The sequence below is a fragment of the Spiroplasma sp. SV19 genome (genome assembly GCF_030060925.1).
Classification (GTDB): domain Bacteria; phylum Bacillota_I; class Bacilli_A; order Mycoplasmatales; family Mycoplasmataceae; genus Spiroplasma.
Genome location: NZ_CP045455.1, coordinates 1,410,484 through 1,423,804, shown reverse-complemented (window position 1 = coordinate 1,423,804; position 13,321 = coordinate 1,410,484). Strand labels below are relative to the sequence as shown.

Here is a 13,321-nt window from a genome sequence, read left to right as displayed (position 1 = left end):
AATTAAATATTTAACTATAAAAACAGCTTGGTCAAGCTGTTTTTTGCTCCCACAGAACATCCTTTACTATTTACAACTGCCATAGAAACATTGTTTAATAGAGAGTGTGATAAAAATAATGGCATTAAAAATAAACGAATGATTATCTCGATGAGTAATGAAAAGACATTAATTTCAAGTAATAAGTACTGAAATGCTATTTATCATTTTATTAACGAACACTACGATAACATCGAAAATGTCAAGTTTATTATCATTGGTAATGGTGCACAATATATTCCTAGTGCTGAAAAATAAATTGAATTAAAAAGTTTACTTAATGTAAACTTTTTATATGTAATTTTGAATCATACTTGCAAAAAATTTTTAAAAGAACCCCAACTTAAGCACCTGCTTTTGTTCATACAAAGCATCCCTTACTATATGTATTTTAGTTATTTTTAATATCTCTCTATTACTTTTATAACATTTCATATTAAGCAACCATCATTTTAATTTTTTAAATAAAAACTAACATTATTGCTAAAATAACCATAGTAATAATTAAAAACATCTGCAAAATAATAGTTATATTAAACGCACGAAATTTTATTTTTGCTATTCATGCAATATCTATAATTTGCTTTAATAAACTAATTGTTCCAACTATTTTAATATTTAAATTATTAAGAAATTTTTCAATTTCTAGTAAATCAATGTACTTAATATTTGCTCAAAATCTGTAATGATAATAATCCTTATTAAAATCATTAGATATTTTACCAATATCTTTTTCTTTCTTTTTAATTTAATTGCTAATCTTGGAATAAATGAATACAGTAATGAAAATAAAGAGAAAAACAATAAAACTAAAGAAAGCGTAAATAATAGTTTGTTATATCAAAAATTAAATAACTTTAAATTTAACATTTCAACAAGTAGACTAAATAAGGGTACAGATAACAAACCTAGTAATACTAAAGCATAATAACTTTTTGTTTCTGCATGTGAATTTATTTTGTTATTATTTTCTAAAACTTTATTTAAATCAATTAATTGTTCATTATTTTTATCTAGCATTTGAATCACCTAAATAAATATATTTTTTAGAAGTTTTTTTACAATGATTAGAAAACTTCTCTAGCAAATTATTTGCAAACCTTTTACTCATTCCTATATAAATTGATGTTTTGTACTTGTTGTTTCTTAATGGCATAGATCCACAAATTTTTGAAGATATTGCAACAGAATCACCAGTATATAATTCATTATTATATTGAATAGGTAAATTTTTAACTTTTACTTTTGTTGTATTATCAAAAGCAATACCAATTCCAGCATCAAAAACTTTTTTACAACTGTCTTTAAAATTTTCTATTACTTTTGAAATTGCAATTGCAACTTCCAAAGTTTTTTCAAATGCTTTAGCATTATCATTACCATATGCAATAGCAATTATTCCATCACCCGCATATATATAATTGCTAAATAATTTTTTATTATTGCAAATTAAGTAACATTTTGAAATAAAACTGGCAACTATCTTTGCAGGCTCAGTTTTTGTTGAAAAATTACTATGAAACTTTGTTGATTTGCGAATATCTACACATAATGAGTTAGTTTCTTTATGTGTTATATCTTTCTTTGTAAAGTTGTCTAATAGATTATTCATAAATATTTGTTCTCCTTTATTTTTATTATTTTTTTAACCTAATTATATTTCTAATAAATTACTAAATAAATTTACACCTTTATTAAATTAGTAATCTAATTGTTTAAATTTTAGCACTAACCTAATTTGTTCTTTAGTATGGTCTATTTGACATTGATTCATTTAATTGAATCCAATTAAATTTATATTTTTAAATTTTTAAACAAAATATAAAATTACAAGTAAATTGCAAAACTTCATTTCATATTTTTATTTTGATTCATAAATTGCAAAACTAATGTATAGAACATTATTTTTATTTATAATTTTATATTTTAAAAATATTATACAAATGTAGCAAAATTTAATAATTGATATATTCATTCAAAAAAACATACGAAATTTTCATAAAAACTAAAATATTTCATCTATTTATATTGATAAGAAACTTGAATTATTAATATTTTTTAAAAAAGTTATCTTTGTAAAATAAAAAGTATTCTAAAATTGTTTATTGAATAATTAGTAACATAGTTTTTATTATAAATATTATATCAAAAATAAAGTTAATTACAGTTAAATTACCATTGATAGATTGCGTATCACTGCACCTGTAGATTATCATAATAAGTGCAAGTTTATATAAAGCAAAAATTCATATGTTATACTTTTTACGACCAAATAGAAAGAGCATCGGTACAGCTAAGTTTACACCTAAAAATCTATAGAAACAGTTATAATTAAATAGTGAAGGTGTAACAAAATGAAAAAATATTAAAAATACTCAAATGAACTAAAACAGGAAGTTGTAAAACGCTTTAAAAATGGTGAATCAGCAATTAAGTTAGCAAAAGAATTTAATTTATCAGTGCCCGTTTTAGTTTATGAATGAACAAATAAAGATTTAAAAAATAATTGTTGTGAATTAAAAGAAGATGATCAGAATGTTGTTAAAATTAAATTTCTTGAAAAACAATTAAAACTAAAAGAAAGAGAGTTAGCTCTTAAAAATAAAGAATTAGAAGTTATGTCGGAGGGAAAAGACAGAAGTTCTTAATTCAAAATATATTAAAATCAAAGCTTTTGAATATATTGATGAATATCAAACTGTTTATTCAATAAAATTTATGTGTGATTTTTTGCCAGTCACTCGCCAAGCATATCATAAATGAATTAAGAATAATAAAATTCGAAAATCAAGAGTTAATAGCAAAAATGACAATCAAATTATTTTAACAATAAATGAATTTTATAGTAAATTTGAAATTATAGCTGGTGTTCAAAGTATCAAAACTTATGTTGAAGAAAAATTAGGATTTTCAGTTGGTATTCATAAAATCCGAAAATTAAACACTTCTATTGTTGGAAAAATTAAGTGAAAAACGAGCAAAAAAACTAGCCGTGATGATAAAAGCGATCGCCATGAAAAATTAATTCGGCCAGATTATATTAAAAATGATTATTCAGTAACTAATCGATTCCAAAAACTTGGAATAGATGGGACATGATTCAATGAATGCTTTATCAATAATGAGAAGTGTCAATTAATGTTTGAAATGGTTTATGATTGATATGATGGAACGGTTATTGCACATAGACCTGATTTTACCCAAAATAAATATTTAGTAAGTGAAGTCTTATTAGATGTTATCAGCAAAACTAGAAAACATGAACAAGTAATTTATATTCAAACTGATCGTGGCCGAGCAAATGCATCAGAACTAGTGAAGTTAATTGAAGATAATAGTTCTTTAAAATTATCAATGTCAAATTTGGGATTTAATCATAATGCTCCAACAGAATCGCTTAATGGTTGGATTAAAGAAAAGTTTTATTTAACTTATGGGAAAAAATTTAAGAGTTATGATGAATTAATTAAAAAATTTAATAAATTCATCATTAACTGAAATAATTTAAAAACATATGTAAATTCGAAAAAACTTATGGCTGTGCAGCCATAAGTGTATAGATATTAAAGTGTAAACTTAGGGTGTTAAATGCTAAGAATAACAAATATGAATTATAAACATTTTACCATAGAGGAGCGAGCATTAGTTGAAAGTTACAAAATTCAAGGATTGAAAAATCGTGAATGTACCAAAAGATTAAATAATCATAAATCAACAATTTCACGCGAATTAAAACGCTGTAAAGTTAACAAATAAATTGCAAAGCAAGCAGTATCACATTATAAATATCAACGAAGCAAATGCGGGAGCAAGAAAAAACTTAATTTTAACCAACAAAAATATATTAATTATGAATTAGAAAATTTATGATGACCAGAACAAATTATTAACCGCTTTAAACAATTATCTAATTTTCAAAAAGGAAGTTTTGGTTTTAATTATTCAAATACTATATATAAATAAAAAAACATTTTATTTTATACATAATTTCTCTTTTAAACATAAAAAGTCGCTTTTATGCGGTATTTTGCTAAATTCTTAAGTCTATATGGTACTTTACATTATAAATCCAGTTAAAATAAAGTTTGAATACCCATCTTTTGTTAGAAAATGAGTGTTTAATCTTCATTCTTTAATATATCTATTACCTTTTTCGAAATAAATATACGTTGATTATTCTCAAGTAAGACCTCTATTTCTGTTAAATCATTAGGATGATCAATTACTTTTTCAATATCTTTTCCAATAATGGGATCAGAACTTTGTAAAACAAATTCAACATTATCAATTTTTTTATTAACTCTTGCTTTTAAAATTTGAATATCATCTTGACTACTTGATTCCAAAATAACTAATCTTGGCTTTTTAATTTTCATAAGTATTTCATGTGAATCTAATACTTTTTTTGCTAATACTAAAAAACTAGACACTGCACCACTATTACTAAAAGTATTTTTCAAGGACAAGTTTAGACTCCCATCTTGTTTTTTATATGCAACATAATAATTACTAAATTTTTCATCCATTTCTAATAAGAATGGTGAATGAGTTGAAATAATTAAGTAAATATTACTTTCTTCAATTCTAGATTTAATATAAGCAATTAACTGCGATTGTAACATTGGATGCAAATTTTTATCTAATTCATCAATAATTAGTATTATCTCTTTATTATTTTTCTTTGCATATTCAATAAGATATTCATATCGCAAAACAAAACAAAATATTGATTTATAACCTGCTGAATTATTCTGTTGGTTTATTGGATCTCCAAATAAAATTTCATCATTATTAAATTCTGTGGTTATTGATAAATTTGTATTATCAAATTTTATTTCAGGTTTAGCATATAAATCAAAAAAATTAAAAATTTCGTCTATTTTTTTATTTCCTAATTTAATAATTTTATTTTTAATATTTTCCATTCTATTTATATCATTAGTTTGATTAGAATTTAATTTTAAAAAATCTTGTGCATATTCTAGTGCTTCCTCGCCAATAAAATATAATAATAATTCAACTTCTTTTCTTAATTCTTCATCAGCCAAATTTAATATATTTGTATGGTGATTCACATTAAATTCTTCGGTTGCATTATTAATAAATTCAATTAAGGGCCTATCAAGAAAAATATCTCTAAGTTTTATTATTGTTTCAAATATAGGTCTTAATACGTTTCCATTTTGTAATGATTTATTACTAAGTGCTTTTTAATTTCTTCAACATTTGGTCAATAATCACTTTCCCCATCTAATGAATAATACTTATTAGGTATAACTTCTTTCTTTATTTTAAATAATTCATTATAAATTTCAATTAAACTTGAAGTGGGGCTAATAGAAAATCCATTTTGAGTTTTTGATCTACTAATTAGTATTTTTTTATCTTTAATTTTTTCTAATGGTACTTTTATTTCTTTTAAATATTTTTCTACTTCTCTAATTTTTTGGTCTGATAATTCATATGTAAAATTAATTTCTTTCTTATCAATTAATTCTTTTTCTTTTATCCCACTATAAGAAGTAAAATTTGAAGTTACTACTACATCGGTATTTTTATAATTACTTACAAAAAAATGTATCCCTTCTAAAATATTTGTCTTACCTGAACCATTTGTGCCTATTATTGTGGTAATTTTATTTTTCTCTAATTCAATTTCCAGTTCATCAATAATATTTCTAAAACTTTTTATCTTAATTTTCATTAATTTTTGTCCTTTCTACTTTACAATTAATAATTAAAATTAATTAAACTAATTTTTACTTACTTTTTAGGGTAATTTTCAACTGTATACTAAATTTTATTTTCAAATTATATAAGCTGCTTACTTTTATTTTATCATTAATAATTAAAAACTATTTTTCTAAATTAAAAAGATTGCATTTTATTTTTGGGAGAAATAAAAAAATAAGGGACACCCCTATATAATTAGTTTATTGAGAAAAAATTAACTAGAAAGGTCACCTATGTCATATATTATAACACAATTATCACACTTAATGAACAAATTTAAAATTCAAGTCGCAGATATTTTTAAATTTGCCAATATTGAAATTACACCAAAATTATTACTATCTTAATTTTTTCAAAAAGATAAAACTTTATTAGAAAAACTAATTAAAACTGCAATTGAACTTATTGATTATAAACTTTTAAAATCTGAATATATCCAAACTCGTTTTATTTGTAAAGGATTGTTTAAACAAACAATTCTTTTTCAGTATGGTAAACTATCTTTTTATGTTTGGTCATATAAATTGTTCAATATTCACTTGTAACTTTCTTATTATTAATATAAGAAAAATTTTTATTAAATTATTTAATTCTTTTTAAAATCTCTTATACTATTAAAGATTTTAACTTTACTTATAAATTCACTTATTGAAATTGGAATAATATCTAAATTATCTTTATATTTAACAAATTTTGAATACTCAATAGTATCTTCATAAATTTTTGGACATACTAAAACTGAAAAACTATTGATATAATTTATTAAAGTATCTTTTAAGTGTCTAACTATAGACGGCATCTCTCTTATATTTTGAATAGTTCCAGTAAGCAATGTCACTTCAAATAGTACAGTTCCATCTCCGTCGTTACAGATTATGTCAGAATTTCCCCCGGGTGCATAAGATGTAGGTATACCTTCATCATCTGTTTTATAATTTGCTAATATTGTTAATTCAGGAAATTTTTTTTGTAAAATTAATGCAATAAGAAATTCTAATCTTAAAGGACCATTAATATGTTTCAAAACTGCATGTTTTGAATACTTATTTTTATTTTCCAAAATTTTTATTTCTTTAATTAGTTCATTTAATTCAAAGTGCTGTACTCATTTCATAAATAAATCATTTTTCTGACTTAATAAAATATTATCATTATCTTGAATATTAATTAAATTTTGATCAATAGTTCCAAGATATTTATAATAATCATATTCAGTAGAATATTTTTAAGAATATAATTAATTTTATTTAATTCATTAGAATTAACATCTATAAATTTTCCATAACCTCTTATAGAAAACAATCCAGTTGATTTCATTTTTCTAACAAATTCATCTGGTAATTCATATAATATATTATTTAACTTAAACTTTTTTTCTTGGCTATCTGTAATTTTTAATACTTTTTTACACTCCTCATATATAATTTCATCACTAATTTGTGTTTTGAATTGTCTTCTTAAATTAATTATTAAATTAACTAATGATTTATAATCAGAATTAGGTCAACAAATTAATAACGACAATTCCTTTATAGAAATTCCTGGATTATCTTTGATATTTTCTTTAAGTCCAATAATTGTTTTTAATAATAAAACTAATGGTATGTTCTCATTTAATACTCTCCTAAATGGATTGTTTCTTTGATATTTTACTAATGCATTTAAAAAAACTTGTTGCTCTAAATTAATGTTTTCTTTTTCTAAAGCCTTCACTAGTTTTTTGTCAGAATCAGATAGCTCTATAGGCTTTCCTATTTCATAATAAATAAAACCAAATTCTTTCATTATTTTGTATCAAGTGTCAAATCTTGAAGGTCAACCAAAATCAAATCCTGCTTCTTTATGATTTTGTGAACTATTTCTAATTATATCCAGCGTTTCTTCTTCATTAAATTCTTTATTTTCAAAAATTAATTGTTTCTTTAACTTTGTTGTTTTTTCTACATAAGTTGGAATATATAATTTTTTACTTATAATTTTAAATATAATTTTATTTATTAATTCATTTGTAAGAATCTTACCTTCAAATTCCATTATGATATTTATAAAATTTTTTATTCTTTCTGGATTTCGCATTGTTGTTGTAAACGACAATGGTTTTAATTCACTCTTCCTTTTAATCATAATTAATTACTAATACCTCTCTAGAATTATTTTTTTTGAATTATCATGATAACTTATATAATTACTATTTATTTCTATGATCTTATATTTTTCTGATCAATTTCTAAATATTTTATTAGTTGTACCTTTGTGATTAATTAAGTTTGAAATAGCAAACTTTACTCCTATTTTATCAAGTTCATCAAGTTTATTCAATAATTTAATTTCATCTTTTTCACTTCACAACTTATTATATTCACTAAAAGATATTAAGTACGGTGGATCAAGATAAATAAAATCATCTTTCTTGAAAGTAATACTTTCCAAAAAATTATATCAATTTAAATTACTAAAATTAATTTTTTTATTTTTTACAAATGAAAAATAATTATTTAAAGAATTTACTACATTCTTATTAAAATCTACATTACCAACAGGAACATTAAAATGACCATCTTTATTAAATCTTAAAATTCTATTAAAGCCATAAATTAATAATATATACAAATAAAAATTATTTTTAATACTTCTTCATTATAATCTTTTTCAACTGATTATAAGATTCTTTATTCAATATTGCATAATATTTTTTGGATACATTTTTTTAAATCTTTGGAAGGCATATTTATATTTTTATATGAATAAGATAAATTATATTTTAAAATAATTTGTTCTAATTTATTAAAAAAACCATTAATATTAGATGCTTGAGAACATAAAAAAATATGAAGATTAATTAACTTTAAATTTATATCATTAAGAAAATATTCATCAGCTAATATGTTTAAAAATGAACTTCCTCCTCCAAGAAACGGTTCAAAATATCTATTAATTTTTTTTGGAAAATAAAATTTAATTTGACTCATTATTTTATATTTATCACCAACATAAAAAAAGGAGATCTAATCATTATATTGCCCTACTTTTGTTATAAATAGAATTTCTTTATGTTCATGTAAAAATGATGTTTTTCCTGCATTGAAAAAAGGATGATTTTTTTCAAAAATTTTTGTATTCCCTTTCCTATTTAAAATATTTTTAATATCTTCTAAGGACATTTTATTGCGTGATGAACTACTTTTTGAATAATATGTATTGTTATATGAAGTAATTATAAAATTGCAATTTAAATTTTGAATTAAATCAGAAAATTCATTTATTGCAGTGGCTCTTGAATAATTGCTCATATTTTCGGGCAATGGCTTGGCAGCCGCGCCATATAATTCTGGCTTTTTTCATGTAGTTATGTTTTCTAAAACATGATAAAATCTACTATATTGTCTTGAAGAATACGGGGGATCAATATAAACTATATCAGCCTGTATTTTTTTTACAAGATTGTTTGCATTTTCTCTAAAAATTGTTATTTTTTTATTACTAATTATTTTTGGATTAATAAGTTCAAAAACAAAATTGGAGTTTATATTCTTATTTTTTAAAAATGAATCATAATGGCCAACTGTATTAGCTACCTTATCAAGTGAAAATAACAATGATGCTAATAAAATATTATACTCTTTTTCACTTAACTTACTTTTTTCTTTTTCAATTTGTTCTCTAATATATCCAATTATTTTTGCATCAGTAATACTAAAAAACTTATTGCCATAATTAATAGAAATATAATTATCGTCTAAAGAATCTGAATGAATATTTGAAAAAATATCAAGATATTTTTTTAATTTATCTGTATCATAATTTTCTTGCACAAAAAAAGCCTTATAAATAATTTCATTCGAAAACAAAAAATCATTAATTATATATGCATCATAATAATCAAACATAAAATCAGTAATCACACCCGTACCTGCAAATAAATCACAAAATACATTACCTTCACAATTTTGTTTTATTATTTCTTTTATTCAATTTCTTAATTTATACTTAGATCCAGTATATCTTCGATTATATAACTCAAATGACATTTTGCTTTTTCCTTACCATAATTAAAATAAACTCTTAAAAATCATAACAAAAAAATAAAATAAAAGCATCATTTTATTTATAAAAAGTTGTAAAATCACCGTTTGTTGATATGGAACCTTGTTTCGGACACTTTATTAGATAAAAACTTTGTATTGTTAATCGTTCAAGATTATATTAATTACAATATAAATTTGTTTGATATTTGAATTCATCGAACCTATATTCTGATTTGCCAAATGCTTTTTTTACAAATACTTCATAATGGTTCAATATAAGGATTATCTTTAGACCTCCCTATTCGCGCCATGTTAATTTGATATTCTGCATATTTTAACATTCTATTATATTGATAACTCCTAAATTAGGTTCCATTATAACTATATTTGTATATTTTGTTTTGAAAGGGTACTTAAATAAACGCTCATATTTTGCTTTCTTTTAATTGGTTTATTAATAGATTCTAAATTTGCAACTTTTAAATATCTTTTTACTTTTTTAACTGAGTAATTCACTCTTATTGAATCTCAATATAATGTAATTCGTTTTGTACCATATGTTTCTCTACCTATTTGATAATATACATTCCTAATCATTTGATAAAATAAATAATCTATTTTTTGAACACTATTTGGTTTTCCTTTATTTGTTTAATCATAGTAGGTACTTTTAACTAAATTTAATAATTGACATGTTTTTTTAATTAATTTATATTTTGGTAAATATTTATTAACTATTTTATATTTCTCAATTATTTTTTGTTCCTTCCAGCAACCTTCTTTTGTAGATTATCATAATAAGTGCAAGTTTATATAAAGTAAAAAAACATATGTTATACTTTTTACGACTAAATAGAAAGAATAACAAATATGAATTACAAACATTTTACCATAGAAGAACGAGCATTACTTGAAAGTTACAAAATTCAAGGATTAAAAAATCGTGAATGTGCCAAGAGATTAAATAAACACGAATCAACAATTTCACACGAATTAAAACGCTGTAAAGTTAACAAATAAATTGCAAAGCAAGCAGTATCACATTATAAATATCAACGAAGTAAATGTGGAAATAAAAAAAGACTTAATTTTAACCAACGAAAATATATTAATTATGGATTAGAAAATTTATGATCACCAGAACAAATTGTTGGTCGCTTTAAACAACTGACTAATTTTCAAAAAGGAAGTTTTGGTTTTAATTATTCAGATTCTACATTAGGAAAAACTATATCTACAATTTATCGTTACATAAAAATTAAAGCATTTTCCTTGCCCCAAACAACCTTACGACATTATAAAAGCCACACAAAACATAAATTTAACAAAAGTAAAAAACATGTTTCAGAAATTAAAAGAGATAGATTGGATTTTGGTCATTTTGAAGCTGATTTAATTACTGGTGAATATAGCAAAAGTTTTAAGTTAACAATTACTGAAAAACTAACAAATTTAGACTATATTTGTCATCTTGATGATAAAACGGCAAATACTATAAATATCAAATTAACTAATTTTTTAAGGACCCAGAAATTATGAAATATGCTAAATCATTAGTATTGGATAATGGTTCTGAATTTACCATGTGAGAAGAATTTGAACAAATTATTGGCATTCCAGTTTACTTTACAACACCAGCTTCGCCATGAGAAAAAGGTACTATCGAACACGAAAATAAATTATTACGGCAAAGATACCCTAAAAATAGCGATTTAAATAAATATAGTAAAGAATATGACAAAGAAACTATGCTTTTATTAAATAATCGCCCAAGAAAAAAACTAAACTTTAAAACACCTTTAGAAGTATTTAAAATGTTTAGTCCTTATTTTGATTTAGTAAAAACTTGCACTTAAGTTGACAATCTGCCTTTAACCTTTGATTCAACTTTTTTTTGCATTTCAACTTGCCATTTTAGTTCTTGAAGTTCTTGCTGAGATAATCGTAATTTTGCTTCTAATTCCTTGATCGTTGTTTGATCCGATGAAATATTTCTAAAACCATTTTCCCCATAAACTTTATAGTTTTTAATTAATTTTTGTAAGGTTACTGAACTAATATTATATATACTATCTTGTGTTTTAATAGTTATATTATTTTTTAAGTATTCTTTCACAATTTTCTCTTTTTCATCCGGAGTATAATGTTTCATAATAAAAACCTCAATTCTTTCACTTTTATTTTAACTTATTTTAGGATTAAAACTTTATTAAGTGTCCAAATTAAGGTTACCCTATCAAATTATCCACCAATAAAAAATATTACAAAATTTTTGTCATTTGATAACAGAATAGAATTTGTCCAGTGAAAGGAATTTGAAAAAAATTAAAAATGCCAGTTTATTTTACTTGACCAACAGTACCATAAGAAAAAGGCACACTAGAGCAAATAAATTTAACAATATTATCCAAAAAAGTTGGGAATTATCAGAATACGATCAGATAGATGATTGTATAATTATGAACGTACTAAATTGAAGGTCAAGAAAAAAACTAAATTATTTAATACCACTAGAGATTATTAACTAATTTAGTTCTATTTTTTCTGTGCTAATTAATTGCATATAAGTTGGCAAATTACCCTTTTCAGTTTTAAAAACTGCTTTTAAAGAATTATTAACATATTAGGAGAATAGTGCTAAAATATATGAAATAGGCTAGTACACTAAGTTAGGTGAACAATTTGTTCTTTGAATAGATAATTAGTTCGGTAAAGGAAAAAAATGGAAAAGTCAGAAAAAGAGATGTTTGAAAATATACTAATGAAATATGCAAATAAATTAGGGCAACCTAATTTATCATTAAGTATTATTGATGATTGATTATTTAATGATTGGCCCAAGATAATTGAACAAATAGATTTAGAAGAGAGCCAGAAACAAATTGATGTTGAACTACACACTACCAGTAATTACGAAGAAGTCATGATTTTTAATTTGCAATTTCAAAGAGCTATTCAATTTTTTGTTAAAAAAATGTATAACAAAAAATATGATGCATTAAATATTTTTCGTGACTTATTTATTGAAATAGAAATGGTTTTAGAATATATTCTTGAACTTATAAGCATTGATAGAAATATTTTTAATTTATATGAACGGGTTTATCCAAATGATGTCTATTTTCATAAACAAGTTTCAACTTATATATATGTATATTCTTTATTAGATAAAATAACAGATTTATTATTTTGAGATTCAGATAATAACAAATATGAAATTCCTAAAAATAATGGAAAAATATATTTTCAACCACATTTTAAAGATATTGTAAGGAATTATATTAAAAAAACAAAAATACTTGAAGAATATCAATCTTGGATTAAGTTTGTCTTTGACAGTAAAACTTATAATATGTTAAAAAATCTTAGAAATTCTTTTAATCATAAATTTACTTTTCCATTAAATACATATAATTTTTCTTTAGAATTGCTTATGCTAATAATTTTTATTTTTAGAATAATATACTCAATAAAAGAAAAATTTATGAGATAAACTAATTTATAGTTAATAATGTTATAAGTTT

Annotated in this window: 16 protein-coding genes and 1 pseudogene; 8 read left to right on the top strand and 9 right to left on the bottom strand. The window is 22.6% G+C overall.

Translation table 4 applies throughout. The features are described from left to right. The first annotated feature begins 150 nt into the window (after positions 1-150). The gene (locus E7Y35_RS06925) at positions 151-297 is read left to right on the top strand and encodes a hypothetical protein (RefSeq protein ID WP_283272256.1); all 147 of its coding nucleotides are present in this window, start codon (positions 151-153) and stop codon (positions 295-297) included. Positions 298-684: 387 nt separating this feature from the next. Here E7Y35_RS06925 and E7Y35_RS06920 read toward each other — a convergent pair whose 3' ends face one another. Next, a complete protein-coding gene (locus E7Y35_RS06920; protein WP_283272255.1) occupies positions 685-1,059 on the bottom strand; it encodes a Pycsar system effector family protein in 375 nt (124 codons plus the stop codon). Continuing rightward, the gene (locus E7Y35_RS06915; protein WP_283272254.1) at positions 1,049-1,651 is read right to left on the bottom strand and encodes a hypothetical protein; all 603 of its coding nucleotides are present in this window, start codon (positions 1,649-1,651) and stop codon (positions 1,049-1,051) included. The genes E7Y35_RS06920 and E7Y35_RS06915 overlap by 11 nt, the downstream gene beginning before the upstream one ends. Positions 1,652-2,498: 847 nt before the next feature. Between E7Y35_RS06915 and E7Y35_RS06910 the strand changes: the two genes are divergently transcribed. The 3 genes from E7Y35_RS06910 to E7Y35_RS06900 all read left to right on the top strand — a co-directional run bounded on the left by E7Y35_RS06910 (position 2,499) and on the right by E7Y35_RS06900 (position 3,795). After that, entirely contained in the window at positions 2,499-2,687 is a 189-nt protein-coding gene (locus E7Y35_RS06910) for a hypothetical protein (protein WP_283272253.1), read from the top strand. A gap of 82 nt (positions 2,688-2,769) precedes the next feature. Continuing rightward, complete coding sequence (locus E7Y35_RS06905) at positions 2,770-3,591, top strand: hypothetical protein (protein ID WP_283272252.1); 822 nt, start codon at positions 2,770-2,772, stop codon at positions 3,589-3,591. A gap of 36 nt (positions 3,592-3,627) precedes the next feature. Then, positions 3,628-3,795 carry a helix-turn-helix domain-containing protein gene (locus tag E7Y35_RS06900; RefSeq protein WP_283272251.1) on the top strand — a complete coding sequence of 56 codons (168 nt, stop codon included), beginning with the start codon at positions 3,628-3,630 and terminating at the stop codon, positions 3,793-3,795. A gap of 362 nt (positions 3,796-4,157) precedes the next feature. On the opposite strand, the gene E7Y35_RS06895 is transcribed toward E7Y35_RS06900, so the two are convergent. The 6 genes and pseudogenes from E7Y35_RS06895 to E7Y35_RS06870 all read right to left on the bottom strand — a co-directional run bounded on the left by E7Y35_RS06895 (position 4,158) and on the right by E7Y35_RS06870 (position 9,800). Beyond that, positions 4,158-5,114, bottom strand: a complete 957-nt coding sequence (locus E7Y35_RS06895; RefSeq protein WP_283272250.1) for an AAA family ATPase — start codon at positions 5,112-5,114, stop codon at positions 4,158-4,160. A 92-nt stretch (positions 5,115-5,206) separates the two neighbouring features. After that, a complete protein-coding gene (locus E7Y35_RS06890) occupies positions 5,207-5,743 on the bottom strand; it encodes an AAA family ATPase (RefSeq protein ID WP_283272249.1) in 537 nt (178 codons plus the stop codon). 615 nt (positions 5,744-6,358) lie between these two features. Continuing rightward, entirely contained in the window at positions 6,359-6,886 is a 528-nt protein-coding gene (locus tag E7Y35_RS06885) for an AlwI family type II restriction endonuclease (protein WP_283272248.1), read from the bottom strand. A 53-nt stretch (positions 6,887-6,939) separates the two neighbouring features. Further along, positions 6,940-7,866, bottom strand: coding sequence for an AlwI family type II restriction endonuclease (locus E7Y35_RS06880; protein WP_283272247.1), 927 nt, complete (start codon positions 7,864-7,866; stop codon positions 6,940-6,942). A 22-nt stretch (positions 7,867-7,888) separates the two neighbouring features. Continuing rightward, positions 7,889-8,741, bottom strand: a pseudogene (locus tag E7Y35_RS07095) (Dam family site-specific DNA-(adenine-N6)-methyltransferase). A 36-nt stretch (positions 8,742-8,777) separates the two neighbouring features. Beyond that, positions 8,778-9,800 (bottom strand): DNA adenine methylase, encoded by a 1,023-nt coding sequence (locus E7Y35_RS06870; RefSeq protein ID WP_283272245.1) that lies wholly within the window; start codon positions 9,798-9,800, stop codon positions 8,778-8,780. 867 nt (positions 9,801-10,667) lie between these two features. On the opposite strand from E7Y35_RS06870, the gene E7Y35_RS06865 reads away from it, so the two are divergent. The 3 genes from E7Y35_RS06865 (at position 10,668) to E7Y35_RS06855 (ending at position 11,653) form a co-directional block, all read left to right on the top strand. Further along, positions 10,668-10,817, top strand: a complete 150-nt coding sequence (locus E7Y35_RS06865) for a helix-turn-helix domain-containing protein (protein WP_283272244.1) — start codon at positions 10,668-10,670, stop codon at positions 10,815-10,817. Between the two features lie 345 nt (positions 10,818-11,162). Further along, positions 11,163-11,354, top strand: coding sequence for a hypothetical protein (locus E7Y35_RS06860; RefSeq protein WP_283272243.1), 192 nt, complete (start codon positions 11,163-11,165; stop codon positions 11,352-11,354). Then, positions 11,333-11,653, top strand: a complete 321-nt coding sequence (locus E7Y35_RS06855; RefSeq protein ID WP_283272242.1) for an IS30 family transposase — start codon at positions 11,333-11,335, stop codon at positions 11,651-11,653. The genes E7Y35_RS06860 and E7Y35_RS06855 overlap by 22 nt, the downstream gene beginning before the upstream one ends. Here E7Y35_RS06855 and E7Y35_RS06850 read toward each other — a convergent pair. After that, a complete protein-coding gene (locus E7Y35_RS06850) occupies positions 11,650-11,949 on the bottom strand; it encodes a transposase (RefSeq protein WP_283272241.1) in 300 nt (99 codons plus the stop codon). The genes E7Y35_RS06855 and E7Y35_RS06850 overlap by 4 nt on opposite strands. Before the next feature lie 570 nt (positions 11,950-12,519). Between E7Y35_RS06850 and E7Y35_RS06845 the strand changes: the two genes are divergently transcribed. Then, the gene (locus E7Y35_RS06845; protein WP_283272240.1) at positions 12,520-13,290 is read left to right on the top strand and encodes a hypothetical protein; all 771 of its coding nucleotides are present in this window, start codon (positions 12,520-12,522) and stop codon (positions 13,288-13,290) included. The last annotated feature ends 31 nt before the right edge of the window (positions 13,291-13,321 follow it).